The sequence below is a fragment of the Chryseobacterium sp. CFS2 genome, from assembly GCF_036543225.1.
Taxonomy (GTDB): Bacteria; Bacteroidota; Bacteroidia; order Flavobacteriales; family Weeksellaceae; genus Chryseobacterium; species Chryseobacterium culicis_A.
The window spans coordinates 136,432-155,051 of the sequence record NZ_JAZHQU010000001.1 but is presented as its reverse complement, the minus strand read 5'-3'; the positions used below and the strand labels follow the sequence as shown (position 1 = coordinate 155,051).

The window sequence follows — 18,620 nt, the reverse complement described above, 5'->3', positions numbered from 1 at the left end:
AAATTTTAAAAATAGGAGCAGAACTTATATCATGAGTAGGGATATCGTAATCCTGAACTGCTGATGAACTGTAATTTTTACCGGTTTTTGAAGGTACTTTCTTCTTCTTTTCTTATACAAATATAAAATCTATTTTCAGGATAAAAGAGTGAATTGTTTTTTATTTCTTCTGACTTTTATCACCTTATTTTCACCTTCAAAACTTATTCTTTTGTTGCGATAATCACCACAGCACACATGTTTTGTTCATGTTTTTTGAATACCTTTTTCATTTTGAGCACTCTCTTTCTGATGGAGGGATTGAGTAATATATTTTTAGCAATTTTAATGGCTCCGGAAACTCCTTCGTCATCAATAATTCTTTGAGGTTCCAGAAGATGCATGGGTGCAGTTTCTACTTTCAGGACTTTAAATCCTTCTTTTTCCAATAATGCGGTCCACTCAGAAACGGTTAATGGACGTGCATTCACTTTGATAGCCAAAGCCAGTTCCTTCTGAATATGTAGTTTTACATTACTGTCGAGATTCTCCGGTCTTAAAGCCAGCTCATGAATTGCATAATATCCTTTAGGTTTCAGGATTCTGTAGGCTTCCTGGATAATTTCTGCTTTCCGGTGGTCTGCATGCATGCTCAGCATTGCTTCTCCATATACTTTACTCGCCGATTGTTCAGGTAAAGAACTCTCTGCGGCATTTCCCAGTTTAAACTGGGCTGATGTCCCTTCAAATTCTCTGTTAAGATATTCCACGGCGCTTTGCTCCGCATCAATTCCTATATAAGAACCAGGTTTTTTTTCCAATGCCATGTGTGCGGTGAACCCAAGACCGGGAGCAAATTCCACCATATCATCATCAGCGTTGATGTCCAGCATTGATAACATCTTTTTGGTCAACGCAAGACCTCCCGGACGCAACACTTTTTTACCGATTTTAGCCAGTAACCAGTGTCCGGACATTTTTTCAATATTTTCTGTATGCATTAGATTATTTTTTTGAATTCATTATTATATAAAGACTTTTTTGTCTTTTATTTATTCAAATTTTTTTACACTTTCAGATGGGTTAGTTTTAAATCCAGGTTATCAACAAAAGCCTGAATTTTTGAAGTTTCAAGCATGATACGGAGATCTTGTCTGATGCTTTTAAACTGTTCATGCAAAGGGCAGGGATGTATTTCTGAGCATTGCTCCAGTCCAAGTCCACAACCGGAAAAAAGCTTATCACCATCAATTTCCCTTACAATATCAGCAATGGAAGTATTCAGGTTTTTCTGATCCATATAAAAACCTCCATTCGGGCCTTTGGCAGATTGTACAAATCCTTTTCTGCTCAGGTCCTGCAAAATTTTGGCGATAAAGTGTTCCGGCGAATGGATGCTTTTTGAAATGTCTTTAATCCCGACCCTGCTGCCATTTTTAGACTGCTGGGCGATGTAGATCAAAGCTCTTAAGGCATATTCACAGGTTTTTGAAAACATTTTTCTGAGTTTTATGATACAAAGATAGAAAGATATTTTTAATAAAAGATAAATTACTCTTTTATTTTTTTAAGCTGACGAAGGTCATAGATAAACTGACTATCCGATGGAATTTTGAGTCGTTTTTTTACTCTTTCTTAAGTCTGAAGGTCTGGATTGTGTAAATTCGCGAAAAGTATCACTAAAGGCGCTAATGGAGCTGTAGCCTACATCATCAGCAATTTCATTGATGGGCTTATCTGTATTTAAAAGCAATTCAATGGCTTTGATGATTCTTAACGTTTTCAGGTATTGAAGAAAAGAAATGTCCATATCTGCTTTGAAAAGTCGGGACATAGAGCGTTCACTCAGACCAAATCTGGTGCTTACATTGGCCAAAGTAAGTTTTTCGCTGATATTCCATTCCAGGTAAGATACAATTTTCATCATCTGTTTGTTGTGAGTGGCAGGAAGAATGATGGGTAACGGCTGTTGATGGGTTTTTGGCAGTATTTTTTTTAAAGCGACCAAGAATTCAAAATTTTCATCTTTTACGGTAACATGTTTTTCATCCCATATTTCAGTATACTTGATCATCTGAATCAGCAGTTCTGATGCCGGATATATTCCCAGCCTGCTGTAGAAAGGATCTGAGATATCATCATGAGCATAGAAATAAAGAGAACGAAGAACTGTGGCAGAGTGTCCGATTTCTAAAATATGTTCCATTCCCTGCGGAATCCAGAAAAAATGCCGGGCCGGAACCACATACGTCCTGTTGCTGATCGTAATATAAGCAATGCCGCCTTCTACATAGCTCAGCTGTCCTTTCGTATGCTTGTGGAAGGGAATCAGCTTTTCCGATTTTTCGTGCATAACAAATACACTTTTGTCGTCTTTATCAATGTCCGGAAGCGCAGCGATTAATCCCATAGAAAAAATTAAAATACCAATGAGAATGCAAATATAATCATTTGGCCGGAATCATGTAAAAGTTGACTATTTTAGATAAATATAATTTGCGAATTGAGGATAAATTTGCAGTGCAATAATTCAAAAATTCAAATGAAAATTTATGTCGCCGGATTGCTGATGCTAGGAATTTCCTATACTCTATCAGCTCAAACTGGCAGTCCAAGAAAGGATACGATAAGACTCTCCTTAAAAGATGCGTGGCAAAAAGCTGAGGAAAACAGCCGCCATATCAGAATCAATACCATCAACGTAGACATTGCCGAAGCCGAAGTGAAAGATGCCAAAAGAGAACGTCTTCCGGAAATTGATGTTAAAGGTTCTCTAGAAAAAGCTTCTAATATCCCTATTTATGAAAACGGAATTTTTTCCAAACCTACACAGCATGAAGTTATCCATACGCTCTACAGAGCCGGAGCAGATTTTTATCTGAATATTTACAATGGAAACAAGCTGAATCTTAAGATTAAAGAGAATCAGACCCTTCAGAAAATTAAGGATATCCAGAAAGAACAATCGGTTTCTGATATTCATTATAAAACAGCTGCGCTTTATCTTGAACTCCAGAAAACATTAATTTTCAGGGATCTTATAAAACAGGATATAGCCGATCAGAAAACACAGCTTAAAGAAATACAGGCTCTGTATAAAAACGGAGTTGTTTTAAAAAGTGATGTCTTAAGAATAGAACTTGAACTTTCAAAACGGAAGATGGCTTTAGTGACTATAGAAAATGATATTCTCATTGCCACACAAAAGCTGAATATTATTCTGGGTATTCCTGATGAACAGATCGTCATTCCTGAAGTTCCAGTGAATCAATGGAATGAAAATACGACTTACAAAGAATATTTGAAACTGGCACTGGATCATTCTTTTAATTATCATGTCTCTGAACAGCAGACAGCACTGAGCATGATCAAACTGAAACAGGTAAAAGCCAATGTAAGACCTAAAATTGGAATGTATGGCGAGTTTTATTATGCCAATCCACAGATTTTTCTTTATCCCTATAATCCGTACTGGTATTCATTAGGAATAGTAGGAATTAAAGCTTCTTTTTCCATTTCTTCCCTTTATCATAATACCCATAAAGTAAAAGCAGCTCAACTGGAGTTTGAAAAAGAGGAAGAGGTACACAAGAATACAGAGGATCAGGTAAGGCAGCAGGTGAAAGAAGCTTATTTAAGGTATCAGGAAGCCCTTGAGCAGATAAAGGTAGCGGAAGCGAATGTCATTCAGGCCAAAGAGAATGCACGGATCATTAAGAACACCTATTTCAGCCAGACCTCTCTCATTACTGAACTGCTGGATGCGGATATACAGCTTCTTCAGACAAAATTTGAACTGGAAGCCGCCAAAATTATGGCACAAAACAATTATTATTTATTACAAAACATTACAGGCATTTTATAATACAATGAAAAAAAAATATACTCCCACCGATAGACTCATCACAAAGATCACAGGATGGATTTCCCTTTTAATTGTTGCTGCTCTTGCAGTCTGGGGCGGTTTTACGCTAAAGAATTACTATGCCTATGAGCAGACCAATGATGCGCAGGTTCAGGAATATGTAAATCCCATTATTTCGAGAGCCGGAGGATTTATTGTAGCCGTAAAATTTGAAGAAAATCAGGAAGTTAAAAAAGGAGATACCCTTCTGATTATTGATAACCGGGAATATGTTCTTCAGGAAAAACAGACTCAGGCAGCGATTCAGAAAGCACGTGCTGAACTGAAAGTGTTGGAAAGTACTACAGGTACTACAGAAAAAGAAGCTGCCGCTGCAATGGCTCAGGTAGATGCCAGTAAAGCAAAAGTCTGGAAACAACAGCTTGATTATAACAGATATAAAAAACTTTATGACGAAGAATCTGCTACCAAACAACGTCTTGAAGATGTAAAGGCAACTTTAGAGATCAACGAAAGCGATTATCAATCTTCTCAGGATAATTATGCTGCTTCTAGATCTAAGATTAATAATATTCAGGCTGAAAAAACGGTTGTTCGCGCAGAAATTGCAAGACTAGAAGCTTTGTTGGACCGCCATAAACTGGATGTAAGCTATACAGCGGTCACCGCTGCCTATGATGGAAGAATGGGACGAAGAACCGTTGAAGTAGGGCAGATGATTGATGCCGGAGAAACACTGGCATTTATTGTGAATAATGAAACGGATAAATGGGTGGTGGCCAATTATAAAGAAACACAGATCAAAGATATGCACATCGGAGATCATGTAAAAATTGTAGCAGATTCTTATCCCGATAGGGAATTTAAAGGTACTATTATTTCACTTTCTCCCGCCACAGGGTCAAGTTTTTCACTGCTTCCTCCTGATAACTCTACCGGAAATTATGTGAAAATTGTACAGCGTATCCCTGTGAGAATCAAAGTGGATGGGATGAGAAAAGATATTGATGTCTTGAAAGTAGGGATGAACGTAAATGTATATGCGGATAAAAAACATTCCAATGGTTAAAAGACAAATGCCTTTTTTCAAAAAATGGGCACCGGAATGGCTTATTAAGATCATTCTTTTTTCAATGACTCTTCCGGGGATCATCATATTTTTTCTTCCTTTGACCAATGTGAATGCTGCTGCCGGATATTATGGAAGTGAGCCGGCGGATATTCAGTTCTCTGTAGCATTGTTTTATGCAGGATATGTAGGCTTTTACAGTTTGGAAAGAAGATTTTTTAGTTTTCTGGCGGCAAAGGAATACTTTCTTCTGTTCACTACACTGCAGATTTTAGCGTGTCTGGTATGTTATTGTACCCGGGAGATTTATATTCTGTTTCCGGTTCGCTTTATTCAGGGAATGCTGTTTGCAGGAAATGTAAACCTTTCGCTTACTCTTATTTTTACACGGCTGAGCAGCGAGAGGGGACGTGAGATCAGTTTTTCCGTATTCTTCGGTATTTTGATCTGTGCCCTGCCGTTTAATAATCTGATTACTGCGGATCTTATTGACTCTTATAATTTCAATATTGTTTATAAAACGGCCATATTCTCATACCTGCCAGGACTTATTTTCCTGACTCTTGCAATGAGCAATTACAGAACACATGCAAGGTTTCATCTGTATAAACTCGACTGGCAGAGTTTTGGACTCTTCAGCGCTATGCTGGTGCTTATTGGATACATTACCATTTTTGGACAGGAATATTATTGGCTGGAATACAATCGGATTCTCGGAAGTGTAATAGGAATTGTTGTTTTAGGGATAATCTCTGTATTTCGGCAGCAGGCCATTAAAAGACCTTATATTGATCTGCGCGTTTTCAGATACAGAAATTTTAAAGTGGGTCTGCTGATCCTTTTTGTGATGTACATCTGCAGGTTTGCATCAGGAATTACCAATAATTATTTTGCATCGGAACTGCATTTGGATCCGTTTCATATTTCCTATATCAATATATTTAATCTTACCGGGCTGGTTATCGGTGTAGTTATCGCCTGTTGCATGGTTTTACAAAAGAAAAACATTCGATATATCTGGGGACCAGGTTTTTTAATGTTATTGATTTTTCATGGATTGATGTATTATTCTTTTGATATTCAGGCTGATGAATTTAATTATTATATCCCATTATTCATACAGGGATTAGGAGTCGGGCTGATTATGGTTCCCACGATTATTTTTATTATTTCATCGGTTCCTGCGGTTATTGGTCCTTCAGCTGCTGCAACAGCTTTGGCAATCCGGTATCTGGGTTTTTGCGTGAGTATAGCCCTGATCAATTTCTTTGAACTGTTTGAAAAAAGCCGCCATTACAATGCTTTTCTGGATCATTTAAGTGCTGTTGATCCGGAAGTCAAAAGCTTTCTTCATGATCAGACCGCAAAACTTATTAGCAGAGGAATGTCAGAAGATAAAGCAGTAAAAGCTGCCCATAAACTATTGGTTGGAAGAATGAATGTTCAGGATCATGTCCGTTTTGCCATGGATTATTATGAAATGATGGCTGGGCTTCTTGCAGTTTCATTGTTGTTGATTTTTCTTTTTCCTTATCTGAACCGTACCGCCCTTTATTTGAAATCCCGCCGATTATCACCTGCGTAAGGGAAGATTTTAATTTTTAATAAAACAAAAAGTATAGCTTATTAGCTAATTTTATAGTAGAGTGCTGAGACTGTCCTGTAGGGCAGTCTCTTTTATAATCACAAAAAAGATAAAAAGTACTTTGGCCGGAATTGTATGTTTTTTGTCATTGCAGACAAAGTGCTTTCTCTTTACATTTGTATTCATACAGAGCGAGATATGAAGAAAGAAAGACAACATACCGGGATGAAAAATATAGTGCTTTTGGCGCTGCCACAGGTACAGCTGCTTGATATTGCAGGACCGTTGGATGTTTTTACATCAGCCAACCGTTTTTTAAATGATGGCAGAGAAGGATCAGGTTATCATGTTCATCTGGTGTCCGGAACTTCAGAAAAGTTCATATATTCCAGTTCAGGAATGCCATTATCTTGCAGTCATACCATTTATGATATTGATTTTCCTATAGATACTTTGCTTGTAGCAGGGACAACTTTGAATGTACTGGATGAAATCAGTCCTGATGTCTATCATTATCTTCAAAATATAAGTCCGAAGGTGAGGAGGATGGGTTCAGTCTGTGTGGGTGCATTTGTTCTTGCCAAAGCAGGTCTTCTGGAGGGAAAGAAGGTGACTACTCATTGGAAATTTGCAGATACATTACAGAAATCCTATCCAAAACTTGAGGTGAATATTAATCCTTTTTTTATTCGGGACATACCTATTTATACTTCGGGCGGAGTTTCTTCAGGGATGGATCTGGCATTGGCACTACTGGAAGAAGATTTTGGAAAACCTTTGGCCACAGAGGTTGCCCGCCATCTTGTCCTGCATTTGAAAAGATCCGGAATGCAGTCTCAGTTTGGAAATGCATTGCCGGAATATGAGATAATGTCTCCTTTTACAAAAGAAGTCCGTGATTTGTTGAAAGATAAACTGGGCGGAATGATAACAGTAGAGTACATTGCCGAGTCCTTGAATATGAGTGCCCGTAATTTTTCCAGGGTCTTTCTTAAAGATTCCGGAATGACTCCTGGCAAGTTTCTTGAAAAAATGAGGCTGGATCAGGCCAAAAATCTGCTGGAATACACCGATTTGAGTATCGATATGATTGCTGATAAGTGTGGTCTTAGCAGTGCAGCTTCACTTCGCCGCCTATTCCTTAAAAATATTTCACTTTCTCCGGCACAATACCGGAAAGCATTCAAAACCACAGAATAAATATTTTCCTCTTACTGATTTATAGTAGAACTGATGATTGTCAATGATCAGATGGAAGACTCATGCCTTTATTTAAAAATAATAATCTTAAAATAATAGAATTATGAAGCACGTAAAAAACAAGGAAACAATGAATGTGGCATTTTTAATTTATGACCAAGTAGAAGCACTTGATTTAAATGGCCCTTTAGATGTTTTTGTTAAAGCGAATGTTATATGTCCGGATAGTTATCATTGCTTTACAGTCGGAAAAACAAAAGAAGCTATACCTATGGAGGCGAACACAATGGCTGTTGTCCCTACGTATGATATAAATACATGTCCCAAGCCAGATATGATTGTCGTCCCCGGAGCAAACCCCGAGTACATTATGAAATATATTCAGGATAGAGATTTTCAGGAAACGGTACTGGAATGGATTAAAACTCATCACGATGCCGGAACAGTAGTATTTACAGTGTGTACAGGGAGTATGCTGCTATCCGGAACAGGTATCCTTGATGGTCATCATATTACCACTCATAGTATGCTGTTAGACGCTTTAGAACAATGTAATCCTGAAGCTAATGTCATCAGGAATGTCCGCTATATTGATCAGGGACAGCTAATAACTACAGCAGGAATTACGGCTGGGATTGATGCCGCACTCTATCTGATTGGAAAACATCTGGGTCAGGAAACAGCAGATACAGTTATCAAAATTTTTGAATATCAGAATGCCAAGACTCAAATTTCTGTTTAAAATCTTATGACCCCGGCACTTTTTATCCAAAAAAATATATATTGTAATTGATTTATAAACAAGCGTTTGACTTTTTTGATGTAAATTTTATAATAAAAAAGTCTGAAAAAGTTTGGATTTAAAGAGGGCTTTCCTATCTTTGCAGTCCCTTAAACAAAGGGATTTACTGAAAAAGTAAGTGGCCGACTCGGTAGCTCAGCTGGTAGAGCAATACACTTTTAATGTATGGGTCCTGGGTTCGAATCCCAGCCGGGTCACTTGAAGGACAAACCATAAAAATGGCTTGTCCTTTTTTATTTTTTGAGTTTGTTCATACTTACTTCCAGTATCTTAAATGTTCCCTGTAATATCTTCGCTCTGCCTCTGCTGTCTTTTTCTGTTGTACTGAAATCGGCTGTAGGAAGATATAGACGATGAGTCATTCTATTTAACGCAATGGTACGGGCTCCCTTTTTCGTTTCAATATTGGGAAAAGAGGTATATTGATAAGCATTCTCTTCACGAATGACCGAGATATTTCCTTCACCATTGGACGTATAAATCATATTGGTTTTTGTGTCGAATACCACACCGTCACAACCTTCACCAATAGGCAGTTTTTTAACAATTTTCCCTGTATTGGAATCTAAAATCACCAGCATTTTATCGCAAGTACTGAAAAGTCTGCTGGTTTTAAGGTCTATGGCCAGTCCGGAAGGTTCTTCTTCTTTATCTAATCCCCAATGATAGAGTATAGTGAACGTTTTGGCATCTATCACTACTATTTCATTTTTATCTTCAATATTGACAAATATTCTGCCTTTGTCATCACTCACGGCTGCTTCAGGTTTTCCGCCAACGTTTATGGTTTGTATTACAGTATCAGTGGAGGGATCAATAACGCTTAAATCATTACTTTTTCCGTTCCCAACAATTATTTTTTTTGTAAATGGTTCGTAGAATAGAGCATCGGGGTTTTGGCCGGTTGAGATTTCACCGATGATTTTATGGGTGGTTGTATCAAAGACTTTTACTTTGTTTAGTTTGCCGCAAGAAATATAACCTTTGCCTGTATCAGGAAGAAAAGCAATGCCATGAACACCATTGGTATCTGTAATTTCAGCAATGGGAGAGCCTGTTGCTGGATCAACAATATTGACACGGCTTCCATGGCTGATATACAGTTGGGTGCTTTGAGGATTAAGGGATAAATAGTCCCATCCGCTGTCATCTCCTCCTATCTGAAATGTGTTGGTAACTTGCATTGATGAGCTCTTCTGCCCATAAGCGGCAATAGAAAATATAAGAGAGAACGCTATTACTGAGATGCTTTTTGCTTTCATAATTTTATTATTTTGATTTGAAAAGAATCGGTTAAAATTGTTTTACGAGACCAATTGTAAACTGTTTATTGTTGTATCCTGGAAACAGAAAGACCTGATGTTTGTGATTCTCACCAGTCCAGATCTTATCATAAAGCCAATAAGATAGAGTAGTAGAGAGAATCCCTATTCCAGCTCCTGCTGCAACATCACCGAGCCAGTGCTTATTGTTATACATTCTGAGAATCCCTGTTCCAGCGGCAACGGCATAACCTGCTACACCTATCCAGGGGGAAACATTCCAGTACTCTCTGCGAAGAAATTCGGCAGAAGCAAAGGCCAGAGCAGTATGCCCGGAAGGAAAAGACTGGTTGTTACTTCCGTCTGGTCTTTCCTGATGGGTTAATTTTTTTGTAGGAATAACAATGGCAGTAGAGATCCCAATGGACATGGCATATACAATCAATTCTTTTTTTACAGAACTTTCACCTTTTATCCCAAATGCCTGCAGTGCAAAAACAGTAGCGCCAGGTAGAAATTGTGTGTAATTATCTATGGTGGTGCGGAAAGTAGGATGGTCTTCTCTTATCTCATTTCGGGTATCAAAGTTTATTTTTTTGAACTGTTCTGTTGCTGTAGCCAAAGCACCATAGGTAATCAATACTCCAGGAATAATAAACTGCTTCGCTTTTAGTTTAAAAGGAGCTGGGGCAGAAATACTGTCTCGGATGATAGTATTATTCATAGTGACGGCACTGTCTTTGGCTTTATTGAGGCTGTCATTTTGGGCGAGTATTGTACCTGACAATAGGAGAAAAATTAAGAATTTCATTCTTCAGTTTGTTTTAGTTGAATTTTATTTAATAAAGTAGGGAAAACAATAAGCAGGAGTGGAAGGGCAACCAAAAAGCCACCAATCACAGCAATGGCTAAAGGTTGGTGCATCTGAGCACCAGTACCAATTCCCAAAGCAAGAGGCATTAAGGCTATAATAGCTCCCAAAGCAGTCATCAGTTTGGGACGGAGTCTTGTGCTGATGGCATATATAATAGCTTGCTCTTTAGTTTTGGATGCAAGACTTTCGTGAAACTGTAAATAGGTGAAAATTGCATTTTCTCCAATGATTCCTACCATCATAATCAAGCCGGTGTAGCTTCCTACATTCAATGGAGTATTGGTAATATATAAAAGCAGTATTCCTCCGGAAATACCCAATACGGAAATACATAGAATAAGAAAAGCCACCGTAATGTTTCGGAATAAGAAAAGCATGACAGAAAATACCAATAGGCAGGAAATTCCCAAGATAATCAAAAGTTCACTGAATGATCGCTGTTGCTCAGCATAAGCCCCTCCATATACCACTGAATATCCAGCCGGAAGCTTGATCTTCTGTTCAATTTGTTTTTGAATTTCATTGATTGTTCCCCCAAGATCACCATTGTCCAGCCTGGCTGTTACGATTCCTAAAGTTTGAAGATCCTCCCTGTTTACTTCTGCTGAGCCACTGGTAATTCCAACGTTGGCTAATTCACTTAACGGCTTTAAAGTTCCATTGGGTAAAGAAATCATACTGTTGTTGATATCACTTAGAGACTGGTTGGTCTTACTGTTATATAATAGCCTGATAGGGGTGAACTGAACCTGATCGAAAATATTTCCTGTCACATTTCCATCGAGATTAGCCTGCAGCTGGCTTTGAAAATCAGGTAAAGGAATTTGATACTGAGCCAGAACAGATAATTTAGGAGTAACAATTATTGAAGGACCTGCAATTACAATCCCATCGAATACATCAGCAGTACCATTCACCTTTCCCACGATATCAGCTACTTTTTTAGAATAATTTTCAATAACCTTTTGATCAGTCCCAAAAATTTTGATCTCGATAGGTTGTACACTACTCATTAAATCCCCCAACATATCCGAAATTACCTGTCCGAAATCTACCGTTAAAGGCAAACCAGAAGCTTCTATCTTCGCACGGATCTCATCTGTGACTTCGGCGGTGGTTTTATTGCGGTCCTTTTTTAGCTGAATCAGATAATCTCCCGTATTGGGTTCCGTAATAAAGAATCCCATCTGTGTGCCTGTTCTTCTGCTATAGGCTGTAACTTCAGGATTGGAAACTATTATTTTTTCCACTATTTTGAGTTCCCTGTCTGTCTCTTCCAGTGAAGTCCCTGGAGGAGATTTGTAGTCCAATACGATACTACCTTCATCCATTTCCGGTAAAAAACCTGTGCTGATATTGGGTAAAATAAAAGCAGTAACCAGGATAAGCAACAGGATAAATATATAGCTGAAGATAGGTTTACGGATAAAGAATCCTACCCATTTTCTCTCTTTTACATCGTGATGCTGAAGACTTTTTTCTTTTATTTTTCCTGAAGAAAGGAATAAGTATACCACGGGCAGCAATATCCAGGTGGCAAAGAAAGAACACACTAAAGTAATAATCATCGTGGCTGTCATTACCTTGAAATATGCTCCTGCCACTCCGCTCATCAGGATAAAAGGTAGAAATATGACAATGGTACTTAATGATGAGCCTACCATTGCTTTTAATAGATAGCTGATTGCTTTCTGTACCAATGTTTTGGAAGATTCTTCAGGATGTTCTTCATGGGTACGGTGTATTTGTTCCACTACCACAATAGCATCATCTATAATAAGCCCGATGGCTGCAGCAATTGCTCCTAAGGTCATGATATTGAAGGTCTGCCCTATAGTGTATAAAGCCAGCATGGTAAGGCCCAGGGTAATGGGAATGGTAATCAATATTACTGCACTTGCCTTCCAGGAACGGAGAAAAATAATAGCGACAATAATAGCTAATAGAAGTCCTATCCATAGGGCATCTGTTACACTTTTGATAGAGTCATTTACAAAATCAGCTTGTACATAATAAGGTTTCAGTACCACATCTTTGGTCAATGTTTTCTGCAGGTCACTTATTTTGGAGTTCATCGCTTTGGTAAGATCCACTACATTGGCATTGGGCTGCTGGATAACGGCAATAAGGATGCTTTCTTTTCCGTTAGCATTCACCTTAATATATTGTTTGGCATTATGAATGGTAATTTCAGCAATATCACCTAATAAAACGATACGGTTTCCATTATTGCTGACCACAAGACTTTTCAGTTGGCTTTCATTTCGGATTTGTGCATCGGTGAGGGTGAGATAAAGGTATCTGAAATCCGAGGAATAACCATTTGATTTAATGAAATTCGTATTATTGATGGCCTGTTCAACATGGGCTGAGGTGATACCCAAACGGGCCATCATCTGCTGGTTCATCAGCACCCGAAATTCCTTATCCTGTCCGCCAATTACCCTGATTTCACTTACTCCGGGAACCTGAGAAAGAAATGGTTTGATGGTATACAGGGCAAGCTGTTTAAGGGCTATCGGATCTTTGGTGTCAGAATTTAAAGAATATCCTATTACTGGAAGAATAGAAGGGTTCATTTTTTCTACAGTAATGTTTGTTTCTGGAGGCAGTTGATTTCTAACCTCATTGATACTGCTTTCTACCTGTTGTTTTGCCAGATCTACATTAACATTCCAGGACATAAATGCCGAAATTTCACAGCTTCCCCGGCTGGTTGTACTTTTGAGAATCTGTAGGTCAGGAACTTTCTTTACAGCATTTTCCAATACCTTGGTTACTCCTACGGTCATTTGGCTAATAGGCTGTTGTCCCACATCTGCAATTATTTTTATCTTGGGGAAAGTAACCTGTGGAAATAAGGCAGATTGTATTTTAGTATACGAATAGGCGCCCCCTGTAAGAATTAGAAAAATCAGGATCAGAAGAGGACTTCTGTAGGTTACAAAGAATGACTTTTTCATCTGATTAATGCTTTTTAATTTTTACAGTAGCAGTATCACTTAACCCGAAGTTTCCGGAAGTAATAACCTTATCTTTTGTGGTAATGTTTCCTGATTTTATCTGAATATACTGATCTGTTTCTGTTCCTTTTACAACAGGTGTTTTGATGGCTGTCGTATCGTTGATCATTTTCATCACCCAAAAAGAAGACTGGGTTTCATCGCTCAGCACGGCCATTTTAGGCACTGATAAGCCATAAGCCGTTGATTTTGATAAAGTAACCGTTCCGATTAAATTCTCAGGAATAGTACTGCTGTTGGCAATCTGCAAAAGAACCTTTACCGTTTGTGATACGGCGTCTACAGAAGGCATTACTTTGGCTACTTTTGCTGGCAGGCTATTTCCATCCGGTAATTTTACAGATAAAGAGTTTTGGGTTTTTATCAGTTGCAGATACTCATAAGGAACATCCACAACAAATCCAAAGCTGGATGCATCCGTAATAGTGGCAAGAATTTCACCATCCTGTACATAATCTCCAATTTGATGATTTAACATGACAACGTATCCTGTTGCCGGGCTAACAACCGTTGTGGTGCCGCTAAATCTAAAAGATTTGTCCAGCTTGTTGATGGTGTTTCCGAGTGCACGAGCTTCTTTGGTTTGCAGTCCGAATAGCACAGAGCCTCTGCTGATCCGGTCGCCAAGTCTAATTGTCATATGAGTAATATAGCCTGTGCTGTTGGCTTTTGCATCTGATTTCAACAGATAGGTTGCAGTGGCATTCAGCGTAATAGTATTGCTAAGCCTGATGGTATCTGAAGGATAAGCAACATTGACTTCTGTTTTAGGTTTCATCTCCGGTTTTGCCTCTTCTGCAGCCACAGTAACGTTTTTCTTACAGCTGAATGTGAAAACGCTCACTAATAGTAGATAAAATAACTTCTTCATGGCTATTGAATAATTAAATATTGCATTTGGTTCTGTAAATTGAATAAAGTAGTATGGTACTGGATAATATTGCTTCTAAGACTCAGTAAATTATTGATTGATAAAATAAAGTCTACCATTCTTACATCTCCCGTTGGCAGCTGCTTAGCATTGGCCTCTACCAGTGTTCTGGCATAGTTGATCTGCTCGTTGGCGGTTCCTATCATTTTATAGTATTGCTCCATTTGATTTTGGATCTGAAAAATCTGTTGCTGGTACTGTCTTTCTGTTTGTTCTATATATTTTTGACGGGTCTGCAAAGCCAGTTGATTCTGTTGCAGAAGCATTTTCTTCTGATGACCGTCGTATATTGGAATAGAAACTCCCAAACCAATCCCCAGTCCGAAATTTTTATAAGGTGTTTGAGCAAAAGAGGTTTGATATCCACCATCGGAAAATGCAGTGATTTTTGGCTTGTAGTTGTATTTTATAATCTCACTGTCATTGGCAATTTTCAGACTGTCAGCTTTGAAAGCCTGGGAATACATACTTTCTTTAAAATCAATGGGATTCAGTGTTTTATCAATATTGGGAGCAGGTAAAAAAGGGAATTGAGTATCTATAATACCACATAAATAATTAAGCAAAGCATAGTTACTTTGCCACTCGGCCTGCTGCTGTTGTAAAGTAAGTTCGTTTTGTTGTAGGGTGACTTTAAAGGTCAGATAGTCAGTTTGTTTAAAAACAGAAGATTGAGTGAGTTTTTTAAGGAGCAAATCTTCGTGGTTGAGTAGATTGATAATTTCCTTGCTTAATTCATAGCGTTGCTGACTGGTATAGGTGGCGATGTATTGATCTGTTATCTGTTTATTCAGCGTTTGAATGCTGATGTTTTTCTGTGCCAGAATTTGTGCAATGTTAGCGTCATAAGCTTTTAGTCTTGTATCAAGATTATTTCGGCTTATAAATTCTTTAGCAACTCTTACTCCTGCAAATAAAGATTGCCCGTTCGTTAAGGCATTGTCATATCCCCAACCTCTTATGTTGGGTGAATATCCCGCATTAGCTTCTCCTGCAACGATAAAGCCATAGGTTGCTCTTAATTTTAGACTGTCAATTTTATTAGACATCACCTGATTATTGTAATCATTGAGCAAAGGACTGTTGGCTTGTGCCTGAGTAATGAAGTAGGAAAGAGCATGCCCCGTCTGTGCCTCTAATGAAAGAGAAAACAATAAGGTTATCAGAACTAAAAAACATCGAACCGGATATATATAAGGAATGTTCATAAGACTATTTCGAATTCTTAGATCAAAGATGAAACTCAATTCTGTTGAGATTCTGAATTTTTCAACTGAATTGTTTTTTTATGAATAAATAAGCATTAAAAAAACCGACTGTCTTCAGCCGGTCTCTTATCAATATTTCATTTCTCTAAGAAGTTAATCTTTTTGTAGTCTGATAAAATTGCCTTTAGGATCAAATAGGGCATCACCGGATTTTACTTCGGCTTCATAAAGAATAGAGCCATCTGCTTTTGTGATCTTGGCAGCTTCCTTTATAGCTCCCAGCTGATGCTTGCTGATGTATTGGGAAACTGGTGCAGGTAGTTGGCTTAATGCAATAGCTATTTCAGTTTCCTCTAATGCTCCTGCGGATGAGTAAAGTTCACTTATTTTATTTCTGTTTTGCTTATAACCAGCTTCGTATTTGTCTCCTTCTTTTTCCCATTTAGCTTTAATATTGGGATGGTTTTTCTGAAAAGCTTTCTCTACAGCTAAAGGAATTTTACTACTTTCTTTCTTCTGCTGCGCGAATACTATTGTGCTGAATCCTGTTGTAAGTAAAAGCGCTAAAATTGTTATTCTCATATTACATTTTTTAATTAATGATGTAAAAGTGAACAGACATTCTGAAGAGAGACTGAATTTTTTAGAATAAGTAGAAATTAATTAAAAATAATGGTGAAAATATGCTGGCTTTTATCAAAATGATATTGAATTTTGAAATGATACAGATCACATATTTTCTGGCTCATTTCAAGCCCAAGTCCAATACTATTGGTGTTTTCCGATTGTTTTTTAAACCTCTGAAACAAATCTTTTTCATTCAGCTTTTTCTTACCGTGATTCGCAATAACAAGGGATTGCTGTACTGTTTTTACAGAAATCAGATATCCATTTTCTGAGTGTCTTATAGCATTAGATAGTATATTTCCAATTAAAATATCAATAAGAATAGGATTGGCTGTAATCTCAATCTCATTGTTTAACAAGATTTCCCATTGAAGATTCTTTTGTTGTGCGGGCTCTTCATATTGGTTAAGTAATTTCTGAACCTTATTATTTATAAACAGTTTTTCTGTGTTTGGAAACTGATTATTTTCAATTTTAGTTAGCAGTAGTAAAGTTCGGTTAAGGCGCTGCATCTTGTTTCCTGCTAAGGAAATTTCTTCAATCAGTTCAGCCTGTTCCTGAGAAATGGGAGAGGTTTGCATCAGTAATTCCACTTTGCCCTGCATGACCGCTATAGGGGTTTGCAGTTCATGGGACGCATTTTCGGTAAATTCTTTCTGTGTTTTATAAAGTTTTTGATTGCGTTTTGTCAATTCCTTAATCGAGTTTCCTAAGTTTTTAAATTCTTCAATATTGGTGGGCATAAACTGATAGTCATCATCACTATCTACCCGGTATACCTTCAGTTTACTCACAATATCATTGAAAGGTTTCCACAATTTTTTTGAAAGCTGAAGATTAATGACCATCAGGCCTGTCAATAACAAAACAACCAATCCTAGCTGAAGCAATAGAATGCTATTGAGTAAATCTTCGTCTTCTATCATAGATTTCTGAATCCTTATTTCATAGGGTTTCCCATTAACAAGTATATTGGAAATCAAAATCCGATGCATAACTATTTCATTATCATCAGGGATGAAAACAGGTCGGCTATATAGTGAGTCAAAAGTTTTAGAAGTATTGGATGGGCGGACAAGAATACTGTTTTCAAAGGAAGTAAAATTATCAGGGTTTGTTGTTTTTAATTTTTTTTCTATCCAGTTCTTTTGGTGATTTATGTTTTCATCAAGACTTTTCAGCATCAGGTATTGCAGGGAGAAATAAAATACGGGAATGGCTATTAATAGGATAAAAATAGCATAGATTACATAGCGACGGGATATGTAGTTAATTAATTTCATTTAGTATTCAAATTTATACCCCATTCCGTAAATAGATTTTAAATAATCATTGCAGCCAACAGCTGTGAGTTTCTTTTTCATATTTTTTATATGAGCATAAATGAAGTCATAATTATCATATACATCTGCATTTTCGCCAGAAAGGTGTTCTGCAATGGCTGTCTTGGAAAGAACTCTATTTTTATTAATGGTAAAATAGAGCAGTAAGTCGTATTCCGTTTTCGTAAGATCAACCTTTTGGTTATTGGCAGTTACCGTTTTCGCAAGCGTGTCAATAGTGATTTCATGAAATACTAGGATATTATCACCATTAAATCTCCGGCGGCGTATTACAGCAGCTATTCGTGCACTTAGTTCAGATAAATGAAAAGGTTTTGGGATATAATCATCAGCTCCCAATTGTAATCCCGCTATTTTATCATCAATGGAATCTTTGGCAGAGATAATGATGACACCATCTGTTTTATGATCCTCTTTTAATATCTTTAGAACGCTCAGTCCATTACCGTCAGGTAATGAAATGTCAAGAAGAATACAGTCATAGTCATAAGAATCAATTTTTTCAACAGCAGTATTGATATTAGGAGCAACTTCACAAAGGTAGTTCTCCTGCCCTAAATAGGTAATGATACTTTTACTTAGTGCAGCTTCGTCTTCAATGACCAGTATTTTCATACAATTGTTTTATTCAAAATTAGAATTAAAATCTGAATGAATTCTGAATTTTTAATATAAGATAGATCAAAAAGGTCTAGAATTTTGTAATCTTAAGGAAATAAGGATAGAATAGTCCATGGGTTCTTTTTATCCCTTTATAGAGTTTTTACAATCATAAATACTGAGTAAATTGAATTCTGCTGGCAAAACAATATTCCTCTGTCATAGCTTTCAGTGGGGTATAGCTGTATCTTT

At 37.4% G+C, this 18,620-nt stretch carries 16 protein-coding genes and 1 tRNA gene; 6 read left to right on the top strand and 11 right to left on the bottom strand.

Annotated elements, in window-relative coordinates; genetic code table 11:
* Window positions 1-203 precede the first annotated feature (203 nt).
* From ODR02_RS00715 to ODR02_RS00705, 3 genes are all read right to left on the bottom strand, one after another.
* Window positions 204-980: a class I SAM-dependent methyltransferase gene (locus tag ODR02_RS00715; RefSeq protein WP_309511321.1), complete on the bottom strand. Its 777-nt coding sequence runs from the start codon at window positions 978-980 to the stop codon at window positions 204-206.
* A 65-nt stretch (window positions 981-1,045) separates the two neighbouring features.
* Window positions 1,046-1,477 carry an RrF2 family transcriptional regulator gene (locus ODR02_RS00710; RefSeq protein ID WP_047384164.1) on the bottom strand — a complete coding sequence of 144 codons (432 nt, stop codon included), beginning with the start codon at window positions 1,475-1,477 and terminating at the stop codon, window positions 1,046-1,048.
* A 99-nt stretch (window positions 1,478-1,576) separates the two neighbouring features.
* The gene (locus ODR02_RS00705) at window positions 1,577-2,389 is read right to left on the bottom strand and encodes a helix-turn-helix domain-containing protein (RefSeq protein ID WP_309511320.1); all 813 of its coding nucleotides are present in this window, start codon (window positions 2,387-2,389) and stop codon (window positions 1,577-1,579) included.
* 132 nt (window positions 2,390-2,521) lie between these two features.
* On the opposite strand from ODR02_RS00705, the gene ODR02_RS00700 reads away from it, so the two are divergent.
* From ODR02_RS00700 to ODR02_RS00675, 6 genes are all read left to right on the top strand, one after another.
* Window positions 2,522-3,844, top strand: a complete 1,323-nt coding sequence (locus ODR02_RS00700) for a TolC family protein (RefSeq protein ID WP_309511319.1) — start codon at window positions 2,522-2,524, stop codon at window positions 3,842-3,844.
* Between the two features lie 4 nt (window positions 3,845-3,848).
* On the top strand, window positions 3,849-4,913 hold the full coding sequence (locus ODR02_RS00695; RefSeq protein WP_309511318.1) for an HlyD family secretion protein: 1,065 nt from the start codon (window positions 3,849-3,851) through the stop codon (window positions 4,911-4,913).
* Window positions 4,906-6,498, top strand: a complete 1,593-nt coding sequence (locus tag ODR02_RS00690; RefSeq protein WP_309511317.1) for a beta-carotene 15,15'-monooxygenase — start codon at window positions 4,906-4,908, stop codon at window positions 6,496-6,498. The genes ODR02_RS00695 and ODR02_RS00690 overlap by 8 nt, the downstream gene beginning before the upstream one ends.
* A 198-nt stretch (window positions 6,499-6,696) precedes the next feature.
* The gene (locus tag ODR02_RS00685) at window positions 6,697-7,698 is read left to right on the top strand and encodes a GlxA family transcriptional regulator (protein ID WP_309511316.1); all 1,002 of its coding nucleotides are present in this window, start codon (window positions 6,697-6,699) and stop codon (window positions 7,696-7,698) included.
* A 103-nt stretch (window positions 7,699-7,801) separates the two neighbouring features.
* Window positions 7,802-8,440 (top strand): DJ-1/PfpI family protein, encoded by a 639-nt coding sequence (locus tag ODR02_RS00680; RefSeq protein ID WP_209784902.1) that lies wholly within the window; start codon window positions 7,802-7,804, stop codon window positions 8,438-8,440.
* A 184-nt stretch (window positions 8,441-8,624) separates the two neighbouring features.
* Window positions 8,625-8,697 (top strand) — tRNA-Lys (locus tag ODR02_RS00675).
* A gap of 36 nt (window positions 8,698-8,733) precedes the next feature.
* On the opposite strand, the gene ODR02_RS00670 is transcribed toward ODR02_RS00675, so the two are convergent.
* The 8 genes from ODR02_RS00670 to ODR02_RS00635 form a co-directional block, all read right to left on the bottom strand.
* Window positions 8,734-9,762 carry a YncE family protein gene (locus tag ODR02_RS00670; RefSeq protein WP_309511315.1) on the bottom strand — a complete coding sequence of 343 codons (1,029 nt, stop codon included), beginning with the start codon at window positions 9,760-9,762 and terminating at the stop codon, window positions 8,734-8,736.
* A 31-nt stretch (window positions 9,763-9,793) separates the two neighbouring features.
* Window positions 9,794-10,573 (bottom strand): phosphatase PAP2 family protein, encoded by a 780-nt coding sequence (locus ODR02_RS00665; protein WP_209784900.1) that lies wholly within the window; start codon window positions 10,571-10,573, stop codon window positions 9,794-9,796.
* Complete coding sequence (locus ODR02_RS00660) at window positions 10,570-13,599, bottom strand: efflux RND transporter permease subunit (RefSeq protein WP_309511314.1); 3,030 nt, start codon at window positions 13,597-13,599, stop codon at window positions 10,570-10,572. Before ODR02_RS00660 ends, ODR02_RS00665 begins: the two co-directional genes overlap by 4 nt.
* Before the next feature lie 4 nt (window positions 13,600-13,603).
* A complete protein-coding gene (locus ODR02_RS00655) occupies window positions 13,604-14,530 on the bottom strand; it encodes an efflux RND transporter periplasmic adaptor subunit (RefSeq protein ID WP_309511313.1) in 927 nt (308 codons plus the stop codon).
* A 2-nt stretch (window positions 14,531-14,532) separates the two neighbouring features.
* A complete protein-coding gene (locus ODR02_RS00650; RefSeq protein ID WP_309511312.1) occupies window positions 14,533-15,798 on the bottom strand; it encodes a TolC family protein in 1,266 nt (421 codons plus the stop codon).
* A 153-nt stretch (window positions 15,799-15,951) separates the two neighbouring features.
* Complete coding sequence (locus tag ODR02_RS00645) at window positions 15,952-16,380, bottom strand: hypothetical protein (protein WP_309511311.1); 429 nt, start codon at window positions 16,378-16,380, stop codon at window positions 15,952-15,954.
* Window positions 16,381-16,457: 77 nt separating this feature from the next.
* Window positions 16,458-17,708, bottom strand: a complete 1,251-nt coding sequence (gene porY, locus ODR02_RS00640) for a sensor histidine kinase (RefSeq protein WP_309511310.1) — start codon at window positions 17,706-17,708, stop codon at window positions 16,458-16,460.
* Window positions 17,709-18,383, bottom strand: a complete 675-nt coding sequence (locus ODR02_RS00635) for a response regulator transcription factor (RefSeq protein WP_309511309.1) — start codon at window positions 18,381-18,383, stop codon at window positions 17,709-17,711.
* Window positions 18,384-18,620: the final 237 nt, after the last annotated feature.